The sequence below is a fragment of the Streptomyces sp. NPDC051020 genome (genome assembly GCF_040683105.1).
Lineage (GTDB): Bacteria > Actinomycetota > Actinomycetes > Streptomycetales > Streptomycetaceae > Streptomyces.
In genome coordinates this window covers 61,246-82,061 of sequence record NZ_JBFBCG010000035.1, presented here as the reverse complement: position 1 = coordinate 82,061, position 20,816 = coordinate 61,246, and the positions used below count along the sequence as shown (strand labels likewise).

Genomic DNA, 20,816 nt, shown 5'->3' with positions numbered 1-20,816 from the left:
CGCGTCGCCCGGCTGATGCGACGCTGCGGGATCGTCGGGGTGCACCTGCGGAAGAAGGTCCGCACGACCGTCCCCGCACCGGACGCGGTCCCGGTGCCGGACCTGCTTGCAGGGCATCACCGTAGGGCTCTCTCGGCGCAGACCTTGTGGGGCGGGTGCGCTTCATCATCGAGGAGGCCGGCAGGTCTCCCACAATGCCGGCAGGGCTCGGGTTCGGGCAGTAAGCGGTCCGGGGCGCTCCAGTCCAGGATGCGCTGTTCCGCCCCCCTGGACGGCACTCCGTTGCGGGAGATCGGCACGCGGCGTGAGGACGTGCCGGGCTGAGCCGTCCCCGCCCTCCCCCGTGAACCGTTTCGCCGTGGCCTCCGTAGGGACCGTCGCGCGGCGCCGGGCGCGTCGTGCTTCCGACGAGCGGAGGGAAGCGGCATGGGCAACATCAAGGTCAGTCCGGAGGAGATGCGTGAGGCCGCCGGGTGGATGGACAACCAGCGGGAACGCATGCAGGACGCCCTGAGGGAGGCCAAGAACAAGATCGACCACGTGGTCGACAACTCCTACGACACCCCGCAGTCGAAGGCCAAGTTCGAGCCCATGTGGGACAACTACCAGCGCGAACTCGAGTCGGGCATCGGTGAGATGCAGAAGATCGCCGAGTACCTGAGGAAGACCGCCGACGCGTTCGTCGACACCGACGACCAGACGACCGCCGGCATGCACTGACCCCGCCCTCACGGCCGGGCCCCGGACCGCACCGCAGTTCGGGGCCCGGCCGGCGCTCGTGAAAGGAGCGACGATGGCCGACGGAGTCATCAATGTCCCGATCGACCAACTCAAGGAGACCCTGGCGGGGCTGGCCGACATCCGGGCCCGGATCGAGGACAAGACGGGCCTGCAGCGGGTGGGCGGCGAGAGCGACGTCGGCGACGCCAAGCTGATCTCCGCGGTCAACAGCTTCGACGGCGCCTGGGCCAAGGGTCATGACCGGGTCCAGGAGAACGTGGACTCGTTCAAGAAGGCCACCGACGGCGCCGTCGAGAACTTCCAGAAGGCGGACGACGGGACGGCGGGCAAGCTGTGACCGAGACAGGAGCACACACCCGATGACCGAGACAGCCACGGCCGGGGCGGCGCCCACCGCCGTCCCTGGGCACTTCACCATCAACATCCCCGACCCCTGGTGGACCCTCGACCTGGACCCGTCGACGCGGGACGCGTCGATCGGGCGGCGGGTGCGTGAACAGGCACGGGGCCACGACGTGGACCGCGAGCTGCTCGACCGGCTCGTCCGCCACGGCAGGAAGGTCGCGCGCGAGGCCCACGGGCAGGGCGCGCTCAGGGCGGCGGGCATGGTTGCCTTCCTGCCCGACCGTTCCTCGATCATGGCCACCACGGTGGTACTGCGCGTCATGCCGCCCGAGGACGGTCCCGCCGATCTCGCCGAACTCTTGGCGCCCGTCGCCCTGGAGAACGACAAGATCGCGCTGGGCCGCGGCACCGAGGCCAACCGGGTCGAGACGCGCGAGCTGCCGGAGCTCGGAACGGTCGGCCGGGTGACCCGGATCGAGGACGTCGGCTTCGCTGGCGGCAGCGTGGTCCGCATGGCCACCATGCACACCGTCATCCCGGTGCCGGGCAGCCGGGGCTCCCTGGTGGTGTCCAGCGCCACCCCCAACCTGAGCCTGACGACGGCGTTCTTCGACGTGTTCGACGCGATCGCCGGCTCCGTCCGGTTCGTGTCCTGACGTCCGTTCCTGGCCTTCTGTAAGAACCGCAGAGGGAAGCGAGGTCCATGCAATGGTCAGACCACCCGCGAGCGACTGGGAGGTGCTGGGGCTGACGGAGGATCCGACCCCCGGCAACCCGGAGATCCTCAGGAAGCTCGCCGACGAATACCAGAGGGTCTCCGACGAGGCCGAGTCCGCCTTCGACGTGATCCGGCGCATCAAGGACTCGAACCTCGGCTCGGGCAAGGCCATGTCCAAACTGAAGGAGGTCATCGGCAAGGAGCTGCCCACGCAGGTGGGCGCCCTGCGTGACTCGTACGACAAGGCCGCCAAGGCCATCGGGGACTACGTCCCGCTGCTGAGGGACCATCAGCGGGACGCCGACCGGGCCCTTCGGGACGGGCGGGACGCGAAGACCCGCCTCGACGGGGCCGTCGCGACGGCCGCCGCCGCCTCGGCGGCGCTGACCACTCTCGACAACGGCCCCCGGCCGCCCGACGACGACAAGGCGGCTCAGGGCGAGCGCACCCGCGCCCTGAACGACGCCAGGAGGGCCGTCTCCTCCGCCGACGGTGCCGTGGCCACCGCCCAGAGCGAACTCGACGCGGCCAGACTGCTCGCCACGCAGGCCTGGGACGCCCGGATCGCCGACGCGGGCACCGCCGCGACCGCCATGGGAGTCGCCGAGGACGACGCGGTCCGGCAGAAGAACTTCTGGAACAAGCTCTGGGACAAGATCGGCTCGGCCTTCGGCATCTTCAGCGCGATCCTCGGCGTGCTGTCCTTCCTCGTCCCCGGCCTCCAGGGCCTCGGTCTGCTCCTGGGCGGACTCAGCCTGCTGACCGGGCTGGTGCCGCTCAGCATCAACATCACAAGAGGCGTGGTCGCCGGCAACTGGGACGTCCTCGGCATCGTCCTCGGCGTCGTGGGCACGGCCTTCGGCGGGTACTCGCTCCTCAACGGGCTCGGGAAGACGTTCGGGCCGTGGCTGAAGGGAGCCGGCGGCGCACGGCCCGGCACCCCACCGGGCACCCCGCCGCGGCCGGGCAGTTCCCACACGCCGCCCGGCACCCCACCGGGCACCCCGCCGCGGCCGGGCAGCTCCCACACCCCACCGGGCAGCCCGCCGCCCAGCAGGCCGCCGTCCTCGAGCGGTTCGTCGGCGGACGACTTCAGGACGCCGCCGACCTCGCCACGGCCCTCGTCCGACGGCTCCGCCACCCCGCCCAACTCGCCACGTCCCTCCTCCGACGACTTCTTCACGCCGCCCCAGTCGCCCCCGCGCACCCCAGAGGGGACCCGGCCTGGGACCCCGTCGGGGACTCCGAGCGGGACTCCCCGGCCGTCGGTCGGCTCGCCCCCGCCCTCGGTGGGCGGGACACGGCCTCCGTCGCCGGCGCCCTCCACGCCGGTGCCTCCCGGGCTGCCCAACCTCGCGGACGAGCTCGCCACCGTCTTCAAGAACGTCGCCGGGGTGAACACGTCGTCGCTCGGCCAGTGGCTGGCCAACATGGGCAACGCCGCCCGGGGCAACATCCCCGGTGCCATCGGCGCCAGTACCGCGCTCATCGGCTCTTTCTACGCACCGATCGCCACGGCCGGCCACGCGCCCGGTTCGGTGGCGCACGGCAACCCCCTGGTGGGCAACACGAACCAGAACCCCCCGCCCACCACGCCGCTGCGGCCGTAACGGGCCGCACACACCTCGCCCCGCCGGCTTCCTCGGGCCGACGGGGCGAAGTGCTGTTCGGGGTTACGGAGTACGGCGCGGGAAGTCCGCCACGACGGTCTCCGGCACCTGCACCGTCCGCACCACCCCGTCGCCCAGGTGCAGCATGCCCCGGCCGGGCCGGCCCGCGCCGAGCCTGCTGCGCGGGAACCTGATGCCGATCAGCTCGCCGTCGCCCATGTTCTGCGGGGAGATGAGCAGTCCCTGCCGGTTGCGCCGCAGATCCGTGTGCCAGCCCGAGAAGCCCGCGACCAGCCGGTCGGTCTCGCCCGCCGCGATCAGGCCCTGGCCCACCTCCGCGCCGGTGCGCGCGATCCGGTTCAGCACCGGCTCCGCCTGCGTCTGCAGCAGCAGATCCGCGTCGTCGATCACGACCACCACGCCGTCGCTCGCCAGGGCGAGGGCCTCCTCCAGGGCGTCGTGCTCGATGTCCGGCCCCTCGAAGAGCGCCAGCACCCCGTCGACGCCTGCGAGTTCGCGCAGCGGTGAGCGGCGCGGCGCGGCGAGCACCAGCGGCGTTCCCCCGTCGAGCAGCGACCGGGCCATCGTCAGCAGCGCGGTGCTGCGGCCCGAGCGCTGCGGACCGCCGACGAGGAACGTCGGAGTGACCGTCAGATCCGGTCCCAGACCGACGAGTTCGTCGCCGCCGACCGCCGCCAGCGCCCACAGCGCGCTGGGCCGCCGCTCCGGGGCGTACGGCCTCGCCTCCTCCGCGGAGAGCCGGTCGGGCAGCTCGTCGATCCTGAACGGGCGTGCGGAGGCGGGGACTTCGGTGTCGCGCTCACGGCAGGCGGCACCGATGTCCTGCAGCGCGGCGGCCTGCGCCGCACCGCTGTCGTCCGCGCACAGCAGCCCGATCTGAAGCTCGGCCTTGTCGACGGCCCGCAGCGCCCGCCCCGAGGGGACGTCGTCGGGGACGGTACGGGCCGGGATGCCGACGAAGCTGTACTCGGCCTTGTCGTTGAGCCGGAGCACCAGCTTGTCCTCGGTGGTGGAACTGAGCCGACTGGAGAACAGCGAGCGGTCGCCCGCCAGCACCACGTGCACGCCCACGCTCGCGCCGTCCCGGAGCAGTCCCTGCACCGCGGTGAGCAGGTTGCCGCCGTCGTACTCGCCGAGTGTCTTCTCGAACACCTCCCAGCGGTCGAGCAGCAGCATCAGGTGCGGCGGGCGGTCCTGCGGCTCCAGGGACCGGCGGAGCTCCGGCAGCCCGCCGGCGCCCCGGGCGGCCAACAGTTCCTGACGACGGGCGACTTCCTGGACGAGCCGGTCGAGGAGCCGGGCGACGCGCTCGGGCCGGCTGCGCTGGGCGACGGCCCCGCAGTGCGGCAGGGCTTCCAGGGCCAGCAGGGCGCCATTGCCGCAGTCGATGCCGTACAGGTGCACGTCGGTGCTGGAATGGGCGCGGGCCAGGGCGCCCGCGAGGGTGCGCAGCGCCTGGGAGCGTCCGGCCCGGGGCGAACCGGCGATGTGCAGATGCCCCAGCGTCGCCAGATCCAGGGTGAGCGGGCGCTGCGCCTGCGCCTCGGGCAGGTCGATCAGCGCGTACGGCACGGGCGCGAGGTCGTAGTCGCCCGGCTCGACGGGCGGCAGGTCCTGAAGGAGCAGCCGGGTCGGCAGAGCCGGGAGCCAGGGGCAGTGCTGCGCCGGAATGGAGAGCTCTGTGTTCGCCCCGCGAACCGCCTCGACCAGGTCGGCGAGGTCGGTGATCGCGTCGTCGGAGCCCTGCCGCGCGGCACGCGGCCGGGCGGGCAGCGGTCGGCCCAGCTGGTCCCAGCCGAGCGGCACGACCCACGGGGCGGGGGCCGACGTCGCGGCCGTCCCCGGCCTGCGCCCGCCGACCCGGCCCGCCTGGAACGGCACCAACGAGGACTGGCCCAGACGCACGTACGCCCGTCCCGGCGTGGACTTGGAGATGCCCGCCGCCTCGGGCGAGGTGAGCACGTCCTGGCTCTCCCCGGCGTCCGTGACCCGCAGGGCGATCCGCAGGTTGGTGTTGGCGCGGATCTCGGGTGAGACCACGCCGCTGGGGCGCTGGGTGGCGAGGATGAGGTGGATGCCGAGGGAACGGCCGCGCTGCGCGATGTTGACCAGGCCGGTGACGAAGTCGGGCAGGTCGCGGACCATCGACGCGAACTCGTCGATGACGATGACCAGGCGGGGCATCGGATCGCGGCCCGCCCGCGGCTCGCGGCGCAGCAGGTCGACGTAGTCCTCGATGTCCTTCGCCCCGGCGTCGGCGAGGATGTGCTCGCGCCGCCGCAGCTCGGCGGTGAGCGAGGTCAGCGCCCGCTCGACGAGGTGGGCGTCGAGGTCGGTCACCATGCCGACGGTGTGCGGCAGGGACACACAGTCCTTGAAGGCCGAGCCGCCCTTGTAGTCGACCAGGACAAAGGTCATGGCGTCCGGCCGGTTGGCGACGGCGAGCGAGGCGACGATCGTCTGCAACAGCTCCGACTTGCCCGCGCCGGTGGTGCCGGCGATCAGTCCGTGCGGCCCGTCCCGTCGCAGGTCGAGGGCGAACGCGCCGTCCAGGGAGACTCCGACGACCGTCGACGTGGTGCGCCCGCCGGCCTTCCAGCGGGCCGTGACCACGTCCGCCGTGGGCGGGTCCAGGGCGAGTACGGCGAGCAGCCGGGCGGCGGAGGGCAGCACGGCCGCGTCCTCGCCGGCCCCGCCGGTGTCCCGCATCGGGCCGAGCGCGCGGGCCACCGAGCGGCACCAGTCCGCGGTCACCGCGTCCGGCCGCACCTCCTCCAGGGTGGCCGAGCGGGTCAGTCCGACCCGCAGCCGGCCGTCGGACCGCTCCACGACGACCGCCTGGCACTCCTCGGGCAGCAGCCGCTCCTCCGCGTCGAGACAGATGGCGTACACGCCCACGGCCGGTCCGTCCCGCAGGATCTGCACCACGCCGGGCAGCGAGCGCAGCCGCCGGGCTCCGTCGAGGACCACCAGGACGTCCGGTTCGCGCTGGGCCACCGCGCGCCGGTCCCGAGCGGCGGCGGCGCGCGCCGCGATGAGCCCGGTCAGCTCGGCGACCCGCCGGGCCGCGGTCTCGGTGTCCGTGCCGATGTCGGCGACCGTGTCCCCGGAGGGGCGGCGCACGTGCGGCAGCCAGCGCAGCCACGCCCAGGCGTGCTCGCCCTGCTGGCCGCTGAGCAGATGGATACGCAGGTCGTTCGGGCTGTGCAGGACGGCGGCCTGAGCGAGCAGCCAGCGGGCCGCCGCACGGGCGACCGGGCCGTCGCCGGCGACGCCGAGGACCTTGTGCTCGCGCAGCGCGACGGTGACCGGGACATCGTACGACGTACGCGGGTCATGGCGCCGGTGCTCGTCCTTGGTGGGGTCCTCCAGCTTCACCTCCGATGGCTGGTCGGCGGTGCCGACCCGCAGTTCGAGGAAGTCGCCGTCCTCGGTGCGCCGCTCCCACAGCCGGTGTCGCGGACCGACGGCGGTGAGCAGGACCAGCGCCGGGTCGGGGAAGCCGCGGCGGCGCGCGGTGCGCTCGGCGACGAGGGCGTCGTCGGCCTCTTTCTCGATCCGAGCCTTCTTCTCCTCGTACTTCGCGACCTGCTCCGCGTACGTCTCCTTGCCGGAGCGGCGGCTGACGAGGTAGTTGCCGATGATCGCCACGGGCGAGAGCAGCCCGAACAGCAGGAAGCTCAGCCTGCCGAAGATGAACACGCCCGCCGCGGCCGCCACCAGCGGCATGATCGCCGCGAAGTAGGGCAGCGGCCGCCTGGGCTCCGGCGCCGGCGGTACCGGGAGCCGGAACCGGGTCTCCGTCTCCGGCGGAAGCAGCCGCGGCGGCCTGTTGTAGTCCAGGCCCGAGCCGTCCTCGGAGCGCTGCACGGCGGCGTCGGGCGCCTCGGGGCGGCCCAGTTCGAGCAGGCAGGAGCCGATCTCCAGCTGACCGCCGATCGGCCAGGACCGCTCGCCGTCGACCTCTTCGCGGTCCACGCGCAGTCCGTGACCGTCCTTGAGCGGCGCCAGCACGCAGCGCCCGCCGGGGCCCACACGCAGGGCGGCGAGGGCGCCGGCGGGTGTGCCGCGCAGGACCTGAGGATCGCCGGCGGCGCTGAGGCCCAGCCGGTAGTCCCCGATGTCGAGGCGGTGCACGGCGCCGGCCCCGGGCCCGCCGACCGTGCGGATCTCGACCAGTCCGCCGGGTTCCGCCCCCGGCGCGGGCACGGGCCTGCCGAGGCCGACCACGGCGGCGTCGCGCAGCGGCGAGTCGCGCAGCGCCTGGTCGGCGTCGAGCTCGACCCCGTCGACGTACAGGCCGGAGCCTTCCAGCGGCAGCGGGGCGCCGGTGGTCTCGGCGAGCGCCTCGACGACGGCGCTCACAGGGGAGTCGGGGTCGGCGTCGAGGTGGACGTCGAAGGCGTCCGCGCCGTCGACGACCACGGTGAATATCAAGGACACGAAGGCCTCCAGCAGGTACGGGCAAACCGGACCGGGACACGGGACGCGGCGGTGACGCACGATGCGGCTCGCGCCCCTGGCGTACGCCGATGGGCCCTACGGACGCGGGCACGGACCGGTTCACCGGACGGCGCACACCCGTCGGCGCGTCCGCCGTGAACCGTCTCGCCACGGGGCCCGTAGGCCGACGTGCCGCCTGTCTGTCGGCGCCGTGCTCGAAGCCCCCGATGTCTTCCAACTCACGTAGGTGGTCACATGAACGCGTCCTCCGTCCTGGCCGTAGCGCTCGGCGTGGCCCTCGCCGGTGCCGTCGCCGCCCTGGTCATCACAGAACTGCGCGGCAGGAGCGCCGCGCCCGCGCGCAGGCGGGCCACGCCCGACGTCACCGGGCGGGCCGCCCTCGACGTGATCGACCTCGGACTGCGCCGGCTCACCGAGGACTGCGCCCGCGCGGGGCGGGCCCTGCCGGACGTGTACGCCGTGGTGTACTCCGGACAGCGGCTCGGGCTGCGGCTCGCCACGGCCGACCGCGACGCCCCCGAGTCGTGGGCGGCCGACGAGGCCGGCGACGAGTGGCGGGCCGAACCGGCGGGCCTCGACCGCGCCGGCGGCGGGCCCTTGGTGGGTCAGCCCTTCTCGCTCGCCGTCACCATCGGGATCGAGGACGGCGAGCGCGTCCTCGTGGACCTGTCGCGCTCCTCCGCTCCGACGGCGGTCACCGGCGAAGCCGCCGACGTACGGGGCTTCGTGGGCGCCCTGGTCGCCGAGCTGATCACCGGCCCCGTGGGGCGGCTGGCCGAGGTGACGCTGGTCGGCTCGGCCGCCACGTCCGAGCTGACGGGCGGACTGGGTCTGCACTCCGCCCGGCTGCACACGGTGGCGACGCTGGAGGAGGCGCTGTCCGGCGGCGAGTCGGCCGCCGCCGCGGGCGGGGCCCCCGGCGATCCCGCCGTGACGCAGATCTACCTGCAGATCGTGGGCGGCGGGCCGGTGAGCGTCGCCGGCCGCACGCCGCGCCTGTTCGTGCTCGACGCGGCGAACTTCCGTCACGAGCAGGCGGCCCTGGGCCGGCTGCGCGCCTCGGACGCCCTGCTTGTCATCGGCGACGTGGCCGACGCGGGCTGGCGTTTCGAGGTCACCTCGGACGGGGCCCTGGACACGGGTCCGCTGGGGCTGAAGATCGACGTCCACACGGGTCGCATGGGCTGACCGTCCGCGGGAGCCGGACGCCCCGGGCGAGGCGAGGGCGCCTCACCCGGGGCCGGCGCCCAGCCCGCGCGCGGCCAGTGCCTCGCGCAGCGCGCGCATCGCGTAGTACGTACGGGACTTGACGGTGCCCGGCGGCACCCCGAGCAGCTCGGCCGTCTGGTTGACGCTGCGGCCCAGGTAGTGGACGTGCAGCAGCACCTCGCGCTGGTACGGGGCGAGCGTCCGCATGGACTCGAGCACGATCTGCATGGTCAGGGCCCGGTCGACGCCGTCGGGGACGGACGCCTGTTCCAGCGCGCGGTCGGCGACCTCCGCCGGCCGTGCCTGCCCGGCCCGGTAGCCGTCGATGACCAGATTGCGTATGACGGCGAACAGCCAGGGCCGTATCTCCTCGGCCGTCGGGTCCAGCGAACGGGCGTGCTGCCAGGCGCGGATCGCCGCCTCCTGCAGCACGTCCTCCGCGCGATGCGTGTCACCGCCGAGCAGGCGCGCGGCGAAGCGTACGAGCACGTGGCCGTGCCGCTCGTACAGAGCCCGCAGGAACGCGTCGGCGGCCTCGGGGCGCTCGCTTCGTGCCGCCGGGTCGGCCAGGAGTGACTGCTGCACGGGTGGTCCCTCCGCTCTCTTCGCCGGCGCCGCGCCCCGTGGCGCCCTGCCCTCTCTCTTCCGGCACTGCCCCTGTTCTACGGGCATCCGGGCGGCCCGATCGGGCCCGTGACCGGGGACTTCGAGACCGAGTACGAGCGTTTTGCGGCCCGGCCGTACCCTTGCTGACCTGCGGATTCCTCGTCGGGCGCGGGCGGGTGCCGCCCGTTTCGGCCTACCCGGACCTCCGCTTGGGGCCCGCCCCCGCCCAGGGCGGGCCCGTAAGCGGACGTGCCGCCCGCGCCGCGGCCGGACGCCTCAGGAGGCGCCGTTCGGCCGCTCGGCGGCCAGCGAGGCGACCTCGCCGTCGGTCAGCAGCCGGTTGAACACGCGGACGTCGGCCAGGCCGCCGTCCCAGAAGTCGGCCTGCCGGCCGGAGGACCTGCCGCGGCCGATGACGAGATTCTCCGCGGGCGGCGTAACGTTGCGCGCTTGGGACATGCCCGCGAGCTTGCCGTCGACGTAGACGCGCAGGGTGCCGGCGGCCTGGTCGTAACTGCCCGCGAGGTGGTACCAACGCCCCAGTTCGGGTTCGCCCACCGTCTGGGCGAGGGCGCGGGCGTTGATGAAGCTGAACGAGAAGCGCTTGTCGTCGGCCACGTACTGCAGGAAGAAGACGCTGGCGTCGGGACCGTCCAGGGAGACCGCGGTCCGGAAGCCCGGCGCGTCCATCCGGACCCAGGCCGCGACGGTGTAGTCCTTGGAGACGTCGAGCACGCGGGTGCCGACGTCCACGAAGCCGCGGTGGCCGTCGAGTTCGAGGACGCCGCCGCCTTCGCCCTTGCCCCAGGTGGCGCCGCCGAGCAGCTTGGCGTCGTACTTGCCCGCGGAGTCCTTCACCGCCGCTCCCTCGCCGCCGTCGAGCGGCCAGACGCCCACGGCCTGCATCTTGTTGGGAGGCTGGGTGCCGCGGGCAGTGGGGGACTTCTCGCTCGCCGCGCCGGTGGTGCCGCCCAGGTCGACGAGGAAGAAGGTCAGGGCGACGGCCAGTACCGCGATCAGCGACACCAGGGACCACCTCAGCGCCTGTTTGCGCGTCATGGCTCTCTCCAGGAGTGTGTTGGGGTGGAGGGACTGCGCCCGGGTCGACGGACGGCGCGCGGAACCGGTTCACCGGTGTCCGCGGCGTGTCACGTGAACCATGCCGGGCGTTCGTCCGTCGACCCGGTCGGCGCGGGGGAAGCCGAGCGCCGAGGGTGGGACGCACACGAGGAGGTGCCGAGGGTGGAGTGCGCACAGGCGCGCGTCGAACTGACGGTCTATGCGCTCGGCGCGCTGGACCGGGCCGGCCGGGAGGCCGTCGAGAGACATCTGGCGGGCTGTCCGGCCTGCCTGGCCGAGACCCTGGGCCACGCGGACCTCGTCGACCTGATGGGCACGGTCGAGCCATGGGAGATCGAGCCGAGGCCGGACGGCCCGCCGTGAGACGGGCGTGCTACACCCGGATCACCTGCGGGCCCAGCAACGAGTACCGCTGCGCCTCGGCCGCCGGCAGGGAGGTGTCCGTCACGATCGTCTCAAACTCCCGCACCTCGGCGAACCGGCAGAAACTCACCGCCCCGAACTTGGTGTGGACCCCGGAGAAGACCCGTCGGCGCGCGGATCGCACCGCTTGCGCCTTCACCTCGCACACCGCGGGGTCGGGCGTGGTGAGCCCGTGCTCGCGCGAGATCCCGTTCGCCCCGACGTACGCCAGATCCACGACGAACCCGGCGAGCATGGACGTCGTCCAGTGGTTCACGGTGGCCAGCGTGCAGCCCCGTACCCGGCCGCCGAGGAGCAGGACCTGCACGCTGTCGCGGACGGCCATCACGGACGCCGTCGTGAGGGAGGCGGTGATCACGGTCAGGGGGCGGTCCGCCGGCAGCGCCTCGGCGATCAGCTGCGGGGTGAAGCCCTCGTCGACGAAGACCGTCTCGGCCTCGCCCAGCAGCTCCGCGGCGGCGCGGGCGATCCGGACCTTCTGCGGCACGTACCGCGACGTCCGCGTCTCCAGGGTCGTCTCGAAGCCGGCGCTCTCCACCGGATAGGCGCCGCCGTGCGTGCGGCGGAGCAGTCCGTGCTCCTCCAGGACTCGAAGATCCCTGCGCACGGTCTCCTGGGAGACGGCCAACTGCCTTGCCAGTGAGACGACTTCCACCGCGCCCTCACGGCGTGCCGCCGTGAGAATCACATGACGACGGTCCTCGGCTGTCACGCTTTCACCATTCGACGCTGGGGAGACCCCGGGTGGGCGTCCGGGGCCTCGCTGGACGCCCCGACGGCCCAGCGTGATCCATCATGTGCCCCCCGTGACGTCATGAACATGCCTTGATCGCGGGAACTCGATCCCGTCGTCGCGGGATCCCACCCCCTGCGAACGGGCAGCCAATGGGCGCGCCCGGCCCGGCAGACGGGCATCGGCGCCGCCCGCGAGCGTCCTCGCAGAGCCCCTGATCAGCACGAGCGGTGCCGTGGATTCGGGCATGAACGGGCAGTATCCCCACGGTGAACAACCTGGTCACCTGCGTCGCGCTGCCTGTACAAACAACCCACAGGCCCGAACGGGCATCCGCTGCAAGCCTGTCGGAAGGTGAGGCGAGGCGTGGACACCCAGGAACGCCGGCGGAGGATCCTGCGCATCACCAGAAACTCGGGTTCGGTCGAAGTGTCCGATCTGGCGGCGGAGTTCGCCGTCGCGAGAGAGACGATCCGGCGCGACCTCAACGTGCTGGAGCGCGAGGGCCTGGTCCGCCGGAACCATGGCGGCGCCCGGCCCGTGGAGAGCGCGGGCTTCGAGTCCACGCTCATCGAGCGCACCACGCGCAACGTGCCGCAGAAGACCCGGATCGCCGCGGCCGCCGTGCGACTGCTCGGGGAGGCGGAGACGGTCTTCGTCGACGAGGGCTTCACCCCGCAGCTGATCGCCGAGGCGCTCCCGCGCGACCGGCCGCTGACCGTCGTCACCGCCTCGTTGACGGTCGCCCACTCCCTGACGGACGCCGAGCGCATCACCGTCCTGCTGCTCGGTGGCCGGGTACGGCCCTCGACCCTGGCCACGGTCGACCACTGGGCCTCGCGGATGCTCGCCGGCCTCGTCATCGACTTGGCGTACGTCGGCGCCAACGGCATCTCCCGCGAGCACGGGCTCACCACGCCCGATCCGGCCGTGAGCGAGGTCAAGAGCCAGGCCGTACGCGGCTCCCGGCGGCGGGTGTTCGTCGGGGCCCACACCAAGTTCGGAGCCGTGAGCTTCTGCCGCTTCGCCGATGTCCGCGACATCGAGGCGATCGTGACGGACACCGGCCTGCAAGCAGCCGAGGCACAGCGGTACACGCTGCTCGGTCCCCAGGTCATCCGTGTGTGAACGCACGGCGACTCGTCCGTGTGTACACGCAACGGCCTCGTCCGTGTGCGCACGCACGGCAACCATCCACCCGCACAAACCCGACACCGCAGGAGGCGTCATGTCAGACGTCAAGCACCGCCATGTCACCCCGGTCCGTCTCGCGGCGGCCGCCGCGGCCACCGTCCTGCTCGCCGCGTGCACCGGCGCGGGCGGCAGCACGGCCTCGTCCGACGGCGACGCCGTCAACGTCCTCATGGTGAACAACCCGCAGATGACCGAGCTGCAAAAGCTCACGGCGAAGCACTTCACCAAGGAAACCGGCATCGAGGTCAACTTCACCGTGCTGCCGGAGAACGACGTACGCGACAAGATCAGCCAGGACTTCGCCAACCAGGCCGGTCAGTACGACGTCGCCACGATCAGCAACTACGAGGTGCCGATCTACGCGAAGAACGACTGGCTGCACCCGCTCGACGAGTACGTCGCCAAGGACACCGCGTTCGACCAGCAGGACGTCCTCGCGCCGCTCACCAAGTCCCTCACCGCCGCCGACGGCAAGCTCTACGCCGAGCCGTTCTACGGGGAGTCGTCCTTCCTGATGTACCGCAAGGACGTCTTCGCCGAGAAGGGCCTGACGATGCCCGATCGCCCCACCTGGCAGCAGGTCGCCGACCTCGCCGCCAAAGCGGACCGCGCCAGACCGGGCATGAAGGGCATCTGTCTGCGTGGACTGCCCGGCTGGGGCGAGGTCATGGCGCCGCTCACCACCGTCGTCAACACCATGGGCGGCACCTGGTTCACCAAGGACTGGAAGGCCCGGCTCACCGCACCCGAGTTCAAGAAGGCCACCACCTTCTACGTCGACCTGGTGCGCAAGCACGGCGAGGCCGGCGCCGCGCAGGCGGGCTACGCCGAGTGTCTCAACAACCTCACCCAGGGCAAGTCGGCCATGTGGTACGACGCCACCGCCGCGGCGGGCTCCCTGGAGGCGGCGAACTCGCCGGTCAAGGGCAAGATCGGGTACGTCCAGGCCCCGGTCGAGCGGACGAAGAGCTCGGGCTGGCTCTACACCTGGGCCTGGGGCATCCAGAAGGCGTCCAAGAAGTCCGACAGCGCCTGGAAGTTCATCTCCTGGGCGTCGAGCAAGAAGTACGAGGAGCTGGTCGGCAAGGAGATCGGCTGGGCCAACGTGCCTGCGGGCAAGCGGACTTCGACGTACCGCAACCCCGCCTACGTGGCGGAGGCCAAGGCATTCTCCGAGGTCACCCTCGCCGCGATCGGCTCCGCCCAGCCGGAGAACCCCGGGGTGCAGGAGCGCCCGGCGCCCGGCATCCAGTTCGTCGGCATACCGGAGTTCACCGACCTGGGCACCAAGGTGTCGCAGGAGATCAGCGCCGCCATCGCGGGACGCCAGTCCGTCGACGAGGCCCTGCGCAAGAGCCAGATCCTGGCCGAGAAGGTCGGGAAGGAGTACCGGTGACCGCCACGGTCGGCTCCTCCCCGCGCGCCGTCACCGAACGGAGAGGCGGCGCCGGGCACACGAGCAGGACGCGTCGCCCGGGCGGCGCCCGGGCCTGGGCGACGCGGGCGCCTTTGCTGCCCGCCCTCGTGTTCCTCGTCGCGGTGACCCAGCTGCCCTTCGTCGCCACGCTCGTGATCTCCGTGTTCGACTGGAACTCCCTGAACCCGGACGCCCGCTCGTTCGCCTGGTTCGACAACTACCGGACCGTCGCCACCGATCCCGCGCTGCGCGAGTCGGTGCTGACGACCGTGCTGCTCACCGCGACGGTCGTGATCGCCTCCGTGCTCCTCGGCCTGCTGCTCGCCCTGCTCATGGACCGGACCTTCCGCGGCCGGGGGTTCGTCCGCACCCTGCTGATCACCCCGTTCCTGCTCGTCCCCGTCTCGGCGGCGCTTCTGTGGAAGCACGTCCTCTACAACCCCGAGTACGGCCTGCTCAACGGCGTCTGGGCCTGGCTGGCGGGACTGTTCGGCGACGACACGCCGGCCCAGTCGGACTGGATCTCCGACTCCCCGCTGCTCGCCGTCGAGGGCGCCCTGGTGTGGCAGTGGACCCCGTTCATGATGCTGATCCTGCTCGCCGGACTGCAGTCCCGGCCGCCGGACGTGATGGAGGCGGCGCGGCTCGACGGAGCCTCGGACTGGCAGCTCTTCCGCTACGTGACGCTGCCGCATCTGCGCCGCTACCTCGAACTGGGCGTGCTGCTCGGCTCGATCTACATCGTGCAGAACTTCGACGCCGTCTTCACCCTGACCTCCGGCGGGCTCGGCACCGCCAATCTCCCGTACACGATCTACCAGACCTTCTACCAGGCACACGAGTATGGACTGGCCTCCGCGGCCGGCGTGCTCGTCGTCATCGGCACGATCATCATCGCGACGTTCGCGCTGCGCGTGGTGTCGTCCCTGTTCAACGAGGAGGCGAGCCGCGGATGAGCACCGTAGCCACCGCTTCTGCCGCCGGTGCCCGCAGGGCCCGGCGCCGCTCGGCCGGGCTGGCCCTGCTGGCCTGGACCGTCGGGGTCCTCTTCTGCCTGCCGGTCCTGTGGATGCTGCTCACCTCGCTGCACTCCGAGCCGGACGCGGCGACCAACCCGCCCTCGCTGGGCGCGGCGCTGACCCTCGACAGCTACCGGGAGTTCTTCGGCGCGGGCGGCGGCGCGAACCCGTGGCCGTCGCTGATCAACTCCACGACGGCAAGCGTCTTCTCGACCCTGCTGGTCCTGGTGCTCGCGCTGCCGGCCGCCTACGCGCTGTCCATCCGGCCCGTGCGCAAGTGGACGGACGTGATGTTCTTCTTCCTTTCCACCAAGATGCTCCCAGTGGTGGCCGGCCTGCTGCCGATCTACCTGTTCGCGAAGAACACCGGGATGCTCGACAACATCTGGCTCCTGGTCATCCTGTACACCTCGATGAACCTGCCGATCGCGGTATGGATGATGCAGTCCTTCCTCGCCGACGTGCCCGTCTCCATGATCGAGGCGGCGCAGGTCGACGGGGCGAGGCTGCCCGTGATCCTCACCCGGATCGTCGCCCCGGTGGCCGCGCCCGGCATCGCGGCCACCGCGCTGATCTGCTTCATCTTCAGCTGGAACGAGATGCTGTTCGCGCGCGTGCTCACCGGGGTCACCGCGCAGACGGCCCCCGTGTTCCTGACCGGATTCGTCACCAGCCAGGGCCTGTTCCTCGCCCAGCTGTGCGCCGCCTCCGTCGTCGTGTCCCTGCCGGTGCTCGCCGCCGGTTTCGCCGCCCAGGACAAGCTCGTCCAGGGCCTCTCCCTTGGAGCCGTGAAATGAGGGCAGCAGTCGTCGAGGCGCCCGGCAAGGTGTCGGTCGCCTCGGTCCCGGACCCCGCGCCGGGGCCCCGTGAAGTCGTCGTGGAGGTCGCCGCGTGCGGTCTGTGCGGCACAGATCTGCACATCCTGCAGGGCGAGTTCGCACCGAGCCTGCCCCTCGTACCGGGACACGAGTTCGCGGGCGTCGTCGTCGCCGTCGGAGCGGAGGTGACGGAACTCCGCGCCGGCGACCGCGTGGCGGTGGACCCGTCGCTGCCGTGTCACGAGTGCCGGTACTGCCGGGTCGGGCGCGGCAACCTCTGCGAGCGGTGGGCGGCGATCGGGGTGACCGAGCCGGGCGGCGCGGCCGAGTACGCGCGCGCCCCGGTCGCCAACTGCGTCCGGCTGCCCGATCACGTCGACGTACGCGACGCCGCGCTCATCGAGCCGCTGTCGTGCGCGGTACGCGGCTACGACGTGCTCCGCGGCACCCTGGGCGCGGAGGTCCTGATCTACGGCTCCGGGACGATGGGCCTGATGATGCTGGAGCTGGCCAAGCGCACCGGGGCCACGGCGGTCGACATCGTCGACATCAACCCCGAACGGCTGTCGACCGCCACGCGGTTGGGCGTCACGCGCAGCGCCGCCACGCCGGAGGAGTTCGACCGGCCCGGCGGCTGGGACGTCGTCGTGGACGCCACGGGCAACGCGGCCGCGATCCAGGACGGACTGGGGCGGGTCGCCAAGGGCGGCACGTTCCTTCAGTTCGGCGTCGCCGACTACGCGGCGAGGGTGGTCATCGAGCCGTACCGGATCTACAACCAGGAGATCACCATCACCGGCTCGATGGCCGTGCTGCACAGCTTCGAGCGCGCGGCGGCCCTGTTCGCCTCCGGCGTCCTCGCCCCGGACGTCTTCATCAGCGACCGGCTGCCGCTGGAGGAGTACCCCAGGGCCCTCGACCGCTTCAAGGCCGGCCTCGGGCGCAAGATCGTGGTGCAGCCGTGAGGGGCGACGGAGTCGGTGCCCGGTCCGCCGGCCCGGGTCCGGTGCTGGTCATGGGCGAGGCGCTGACCGACCTCGTACCGGCGAAGAACGGCGTGCTGCGCCCGCGCCCCGGCGGCGCACCGGCCAATGTGGCGGCGGGGATCGCCCGGCTCGGCGGGCGGGCCGTCTTCGCCGGGGCGCTCGGCGACGACGCCTTCGGCCGGGCGAACGAGGAGCGGCTGCGCTCGGCCGGCGTGGACCTGGCGCTCTGCGCCCACCCGTCGCTGCCCACCGCCCTCGCGATGGCGGATCCTGGCCCCCACGGGACGCGGTACCACTTCCACCTCCGGGACACCGCCACGTTCGAGGTGACGTCCCGGACGGAGGGCCTCGCCCGCTACCAGGCGGTCTACGTCGGCGGACTCGCCGCCGTCGTGTCCCCCGCCGCGGCCGCGGTGCTCGCCACCGCCACGGCGGCCGCGCGGGACTCGGTCCTCGCGGTCGACCCCAACGTCCGCGCCGACCGCACCCTCGCGCCGGCCGAGAGCCGGGTCCGGCTGCGGCGTCTGGCCGCCCTCGCCGACGTCCTGAAGGTCAGCGACGAGGACGCCCGGCAGCTATGGCCGTCCTCCTCGACCGAGACCGAGTGCCGCGCGCGGGCGGCCGAGGGCCGGCTCGTGCTCCTGACCTTGGGCCCCAAGGGCAGCACCGCCTTCCTGCCCGCCGGCGGCGAAGTGTCGGTACCGGCGGAGCCCCTGACGAGGCCCGACACCATCGGAGCCGGGGACGCCTTCATGGCGGCGATCCTGGCCCGCCTGTCCGACACCGGAGCGCTGACCCGCGCCGGCCTGTCCGCCCTCTCCGAGGCCGACGCCGAGGACCTGCTCCGCCACGCCGCCTCAACCGCGGCCCACGCGTGTGGTCGACGTGAGTTCTGATCTGCTCGGTCAGCTCCGCGTCGCGGCGCTGCCGTTCACACGGCTCCTTCTCACGTCGGCGCCACCGGTAGAAGGTCGAGGAAGCGATGTGCAGTTCCCGAAGTACGCACTCGACTCCCAGGTGGGGATGCTCGTCAACGAGCGCGGTCACCTGGGCCGGGTCGGGTCGAGTTGCGCCGCGAAAAAAGCCGAAGCCGTCCGCAGGACCTCGTTCGCCCGCTTGAGCTGGGTGTTCTCCTTGCGCAGCGCGGCGAGCTCGGCACGTTCGTCAGTGGTCAGCCGGTCGTCGCGCTCGCCGGCGTCCGCCTCGGCCTGGCGGATCCAGCCACGCAGCGCCTCGGGATGCACGCCGAGGTCGATGGCGAGGCGCTTGATCTGCGGCTTCGGCTCGGTGGTGCGATACATCCGCACCGCACGCTCACGCAACTCCAACGGATATTTCCTGGGTGCGGCCATGGTCGATGTTCCTCTCATGAGCCCATCTGACCCTCTGTCAACATCCTCCGCATCTCGGGGGAACCTCACCTCGCCCGCACGGTTGAGGCGGGCCGCTTCACTGCTGGTCGTGACGTTCTCGGGATCGGCCAGGATGCGACGGGCGACGTCTCGTATCACCTCGGAAGCGTGCGGGTGCAGTTCGACGTGGTCGACCTTGCCCCTCATCACCTTTCGCACGTACTGGAAGCCGTAGGACGGCTTGCCCTTCGGCCGGCCGACCGCCCGGATCTTGATCGTGGCGTCGCGGTTCCGGCGTTGGATCGCGCGGAGTTCCATCTGCGCGCCCCAGGCTTCCATGGTGAAACGGTTCTCGTCGGCCGGGTCGTCCAGTTCCCAAGGACCGTCGTGCCCGTACGTGACGAGCATCTTCTTCTCGTCCCGCATCTTGTAACCGGTATTCAGGCAGTCGACGACGTTGCGGCCCAGCCGGTCCACGGCGGCCGCGACAAGACCGTCGTAAGGACCCCTCTCATCCCGGAGCCAGGGGCCCAGCTTCGGGCGGGTCACGGGGTCGGTGGCGCCCGAGACCTCCCAGTCGTCAGCCCAGCCGATGATGTGCGCGCCCACGGACGCGGCGGCGGTGAGCACGTTCTCCCGCTGGCGTTCAGGGGAAGACGTGGCCAACTTCACGCGCGACAATCGCCGCACTCCGAGCAGGCACTTACCGCATCCGTCATAGGGACGTTCGATCGCATGTAGGGCCGTACCGTGCAAGTTTCTCTCCGTTCGCGCACGCATGGTACGGAGAATTGGCGGCACGACCCTCGGGAACGATCTTGGTCAGCCGAGGAAGCTCAGACGAACCTGCCTGTTGTCTTTAGACATGTTCGTGTCGACCAGGCACACCGACTGCCACGTACCCAGTTCCAGTCGTCCGTCGATCACCGGCAATGTGGCGTGCGGTGCGATCAGGGCCGGCAGGACGTGGTCGCGGCCGTGGCCGGGGCTGCCGTGGCGGTGCTGGTAGCGGTTATCCGTGGGCAGCAGTGTGTGGAGGGTGGCGAGGAGGTCCTCGTCGCTGCCCGCCCCGGTTTCCAGGATGGCGATTCCGGCGGTGGCGTGGGGCACGAAAATGTTGAGCAGGCCGTCCCGGCCGACGGCGGCGCGGGTGAGAAACCGTACGCAGTCGTCCGTCAGGTCGGTGACCGTCTCGGCGCCACCGGTCGTGATGTGCAGAACGCTGGTGCTGAAGGCATCGGGCATGCCCCCATCTTCTCGCTCGTGGCGCGAGACGGCGCGTCCACGTTCCGAGATCGGCGGTACCGGTGGCGGCAACTGGTGAACAACACCTCGTCCGGTATGGATACGTCAGGTGGCGTGGAGCACTGACCTTGAGCAACCGTCCTCGCGGCCTGCCCGCAAGGTCTTCTCGAGAAGTGTGAACGACTTGGGTGTACCGCCCGGCTGCGGCTTGCCCGCCTTATGGCCAACGACCCGGTAGCCGTCGTCCAGGTAGTAGGCGTTCAGGCGTGCGTTGCCGGCCAGGCAGTCCAGACGTACGAACGCCCGCCCCGCGGTGGCCACGCGGTGTTCCGCGGCTTGCAGCAGCAGACGCCCGGTCCCGGGCAGCGCGCTGCTGCGGTCCACCATCAGCCGGTGCACGTAGCCGGCCACCGGCGGCTGCGGTCCCCAGGCCTCCTCGTCCTCCCACCACAACTCCCAGGCCCCGGCCACGCGGTCGTCAACCTCGGCCAGCCAGACTTCGCCGCCGCTCGCCAAGATCCGGCGGAAGTGGTCCTCATCCAGCTCGCCGGGCTGCCACTGGCCGGTGATGCCCTGGGCGAGCATCCAGCGGGCGGCATCGTCACGCACGCGAACGAGAGTGGCGAGGTCGGCATCCTCGGCGAGGCGGAAGGTCAGATCGTTCATCGCGCGATCCTCGCACGAACCTCCACGAGCTCCCAGAGACGCTCGGCGCTTGTCGACCGTTCCAGCATCGCCGCTGCTGGGGGCCTTTCATGAACGGGTGCCCGGCGTCCGCTCCGGTGGGCGCCACCGCTGATAGCCGGGGCCGCCGACCGGGAAGATCCCCGAGCCC

At 71.9% G+C, this 20,816-nt stretch carries 19 protein-coding genes; 12 read left to right on the top strand and 7 right to left on the bottom strand.

Annotated elements, in window-relative coordinates:
• Positions 1-426: 426 nt before the first annotated feature.
• The 4 genes from AB0N06_RS20545 to AB0N06_RS20530 all read left to right on the top strand — a co-directional run bounded on the left by AB0N06_RS20545 (position 427) and on the right by AB0N06_RS20530 (position 3,414).
• Positions 427-720, top strand: coding sequence for a WXG100 family type VII secretion target (locus AB0N06_RS20545; RefSeq protein ID WP_366136109.1), 294 nt, complete (start codon positions 427-429; stop codon positions 718-720).
• A gap of 73 nt (positions 721-793) precedes the next feature.
• Complete coding sequence (locus AB0N06_RS20540; RefSeq protein WP_366136108.1) at positions 794-1,078, top strand: hypothetical protein; 285 nt, start codon at positions 794-796, stop codon at positions 1,076-1,078.
• 22 nt (positions 1,079-1,100) lie between these two features.
• The gene (locus tag AB0N06_RS20535) at positions 1,101-1,742 is read left to right on the top strand and encodes a hypothetical protein (protein WP_366136107.1); all 642 of its coding nucleotides are present in this window, start codon (positions 1,101-1,103) and stop codon (positions 1,740-1,742) included.
• Positions 1,743-1,794: 52 nt separating this feature from the next.
• Complete coding sequence (locus AB0N06_RS20530) at positions 1,795-3,414, top strand: hypothetical protein (RefSeq protein WP_366136106.1); 1,620 nt, start codon at positions 1,795-1,797, stop codon at positions 3,412-3,414.
• Between the two features lie 63 nt (positions 3,415-3,477).
• Here the strand turns inward: AB0N06_RS20530 and AB0N06_RS20525 are convergent, their stop codons facing one another.
• Entirely contained in the window at positions 3,478-7,878 is a 4,401-nt protein-coding gene (locus AB0N06_RS20525; protein WP_366136105.1) for an FtsK/SpoIIIE domain-containing protein, read from the bottom strand.
• A gap of 255 nt (positions 7,879-8,133) precedes the next feature.
• Here AB0N06_RS20525 and AB0N06_RS20520 point away from each other — a divergent pair, with 255 nt between their 5' ends.
• Positions 8,134-9,087: a hypothetical protein gene (locus tag AB0N06_RS20520; RefSeq protein ID WP_366136104.1), complete on the top strand. Its 954-nt coding sequence runs from the start codon at positions 8,134-8,136 to the stop codon at positions 9,085-9,087.
• 42 nt (positions 9,088-9,129) lie between these two features.
• Here AB0N06_RS20520 and AB0N06_RS20515 read toward each other — a convergent pair whose 3' ends face one another.
• A complete protein-coding gene (locus tag AB0N06_RS20515) occupies positions 9,130-9,693 on the bottom strand; it encodes a sigma-70 family RNA polymerase sigma factor (protein ID WP_366136103.1) in 564 nt (187 codons plus the stop codon).
• A 297-nt stretch (positions 9,694-9,990) separates the two neighbouring features.
• Entirely contained in the window at positions 9,991-10,773 is a 783-nt protein-coding gene (locus AB0N06_RS20510) for a LamG domain-containing protein (protein WP_366136102.1), read from the bottom strand.
• Positions 10,774-10,866: 93 nt separating this feature from the next.
• Here AB0N06_RS20510 and AB0N06_RS20505 point away from each other — a divergent pair, with 93 nt between their 5' ends.
• Positions 10,867-11,157: a zf-HC2 domain-containing protein gene (locus tag AB0N06_RS20505; protein WP_366136101.1), complete on the top strand. Its 291-nt coding sequence runs from the start codon at positions 10,867-10,869 to the stop codon at positions 11,155-11,157.
• 10 nt (positions 11,158-11,167) lie between these two features.
• Here the strand turns inward: AB0N06_RS20505 and AB0N06_RS20500 are convergent, their stop codons facing one another.
• Positions 11,168-11,929, bottom strand: coding sequence for a DeoR/GlpR family DNA-binding transcription regulator (locus AB0N06_RS20500; protein WP_366136100.1), 762 nt, complete (start codon positions 11,927-11,929; stop codon positions 11,168-11,170).
• A 387-nt stretch (positions 11,930-12,316) separates the two neighbouring features.
• Here AB0N06_RS20500 and AB0N06_RS20495 point away from each other — a divergent pair, with 387 nt between their 5' ends.
• The 6 genes from AB0N06_RS20495 (at position 12,317) to AB0N06_RS20470 (ending at position 18,280) form a co-directional block, all read left to right on the top strand.
• Positions 12,317-13,078, top strand: a complete 762-nt coding sequence (locus AB0N06_RS20495; RefSeq protein ID WP_366136099.1) for a DeoR/GlpR family DNA-binding transcription regulator — start codon at positions 12,317-12,319, stop codon at positions 13,076-13,078.
• Positions 13,079-13,178: 100 nt separating this feature from the next.
• Positions 13,179-14,540, top strand: coding sequence for a sugar ABC transporter substrate-binding protein (locus tag AB0N06_RS20490; protein ID WP_366136098.1), 1,362 nt, complete (start codon positions 13,179-13,181; stop codon positions 14,538-14,540).
• Positions 14,537-15,517 (top strand): sugar ABC transporter permease, encoded by a 981-nt coding sequence (locus tag AB0N06_RS20485; RefSeq protein ID WP_366136097.1) that lies wholly within the window; start codon positions 14,537-14,539, stop codon positions 15,515-15,517. The genes AB0N06_RS20490 and AB0N06_RS20485 overlap by 4 nt, the downstream gene beginning before the upstream one ends.
• Positions 15,514-16,377 carry a carbohydrate ABC transporter permease gene (locus tag AB0N06_RS20480; RefSeq protein WP_366136096.1) on the top strand — a complete coding sequence of 288 codons (864 nt, stop codon included), beginning with the start codon at positions 15,514-15,516 and terminating at the stop codon, positions 16,375-16,377. The genes AB0N06_RS20485 and AB0N06_RS20480 overlap by 4 nt, the downstream gene beginning before the upstream one ends.
• Positions 16,374-17,363 (top strand): zinc-dependent alcohol dehydrogenase family protein, encoded by a 990-nt coding sequence (locus tag AB0N06_RS20475; RefSeq protein ID WP_366136095.1) that lies wholly within the window; start codon positions 16,374-16,376, stop codon positions 17,361-17,363. The genes AB0N06_RS20480 and AB0N06_RS20475 overlap by 4 nt, the downstream gene beginning before the upstream one ends.
• Positions 17,360-18,280, top strand: a complete 921-nt coding sequence (locus AB0N06_RS20470; protein ID WP_366136094.1) for a PfkB family carbohydrate kinase — start codon at positions 17,360-17,362, stop codon at positions 18,278-18,280. The genes AB0N06_RS20475 and AB0N06_RS20470 overlap by 4 nt, the downstream gene beginning before the upstream one ends.
• A 147-nt stretch (positions 18,281-18,427) precedes the next feature.
• Here the strand turns inward: AB0N06_RS20470 and AB0N06_RS20465 are convergent, their stop codons facing one another.
• The 3 genes from AB0N06_RS20465 to AB0N06_RS20455 all read right to left on the bottom strand — a co-directional run bounded on the left by AB0N06_RS20465 (position 18,428) and on the right by AB0N06_RS20455 (position 20,647).
• Complete coding sequence (locus AB0N06_RS20465; protein ID WP_366136093.1) at positions 18,428-19,408, bottom strand: transposase; 981 nt, start codon at positions 19,406-19,408, stop codon at positions 18,428-18,430.
• Between the two features lie 150 nt (positions 19,409-19,558).
• Entirely contained in the window at positions 19,559-19,981 is a 423-nt protein-coding gene (locus tag AB0N06_RS20460; RefSeq protein ID WP_366136092.1) for a secondary thiamine-phosphate synthase enzyme YjbQ, read from the bottom strand.
• Positions 19,982-20,086: 105 nt separating this feature from the next.
• Positions 20,087-20,647 carry a GNAT family N-acetyltransferase gene (locus tag AB0N06_RS20455; protein ID WP_366136091.1) on the bottom strand — a complete coding sequence of 187 codons (561 nt, stop codon included), beginning with the start codon at positions 20,645-20,647 and terminating at the stop codon, positions 20,087-20,089.
• Positions 20,648-20,816 lie beyond the last annotated feature (169 nt).

What these genes read in the sequence shown, in the direction of transcription:
- AB0N06_RS20545 (WP_366136109.1), top strand. Translation starts at nt 427, where the DNA reads ATGGGCAACATCAAGGTCAGTCCGGAGGAGATGCGTGAGGCCGCCGGG.
- AB0N06_RS20480 (WP_366136096.1), top strand. Translation starts at nt 15,514, where the DNA reads ATGAGCACCGTAGCCACCGCTTCTGCCGCCGGTGCCCGCAGGGCCCGG.
- AB0N06_RS20490 (WP_366136098.1), top strand. Translation starts at nt 13,179, where the DNA reads ATGTCAGACGTCAAGCACCGCCATGTCACCCCGGTCCGTCTCGCGGCG.
- AB0N06_RS20530 (WP_366136106.1), top strand. Translation starts at nt 1,795, where the DNA reads ATGGTCAGACCACCCGCGAGCGACTGGGAGGTGCTGGGGCTGACGGAG.
- AB0N06_RS20540 (WP_366136108.1), top strand. Translation starts at nt 794, where the DNA reads ATGGCCGACGGAGTCATCAATGTCCCGATCGACCAACTCAAGGAGACC.
- AB0N06_RS20510 (WP_366136102.1), bottom strand. Translation starts at nt 10,773, where the DNA reads ATGACGCGCAAACAGGCGCTGAGGTGGTCCCTGGTGTCGCTGATCGCG.
- AB0N06_RS20475 (WP_366136095.1), top strand. Translation starts at nt 16,374, where the DNA reads ATGAGGGCAGCAGTCGTCGAGGCGCCCGGCAAGGTGTCGGTCGCCTCG.
- AB0N06_RS20520 (WP_366136104.1), top strand. Translation starts at nt 8,134, where the DNA reads ATGAACGCGTCCTCCGTCCTGGCCGTAGCGCTCGGCGTGGCCCTCGCC.
- AB0N06_RS20460 (WP_366136092.1), bottom strand. Translation starts at nt 19,981, where the DNA reads ATGCCCGATGCCTTCAGCACCAGCGTTCTGCACATCACGACCGGTGGC.
- AB0N06_RS20535 (WP_366136107.1), top strand. Translation starts at nt 1,101, where the DNA reads ATGACCGAGACAGCCACGGCCGGGGCGGCGCCCACCGCCGTCCCTGGG.
- AB0N06_RS20455 (WP_366136091.1), bottom strand. Translation starts at nt 20,647, where the DNA reads ATGAACGATCTGACCTTCCGCCTCGCCGAGGATGCCGACCTCGCCACT.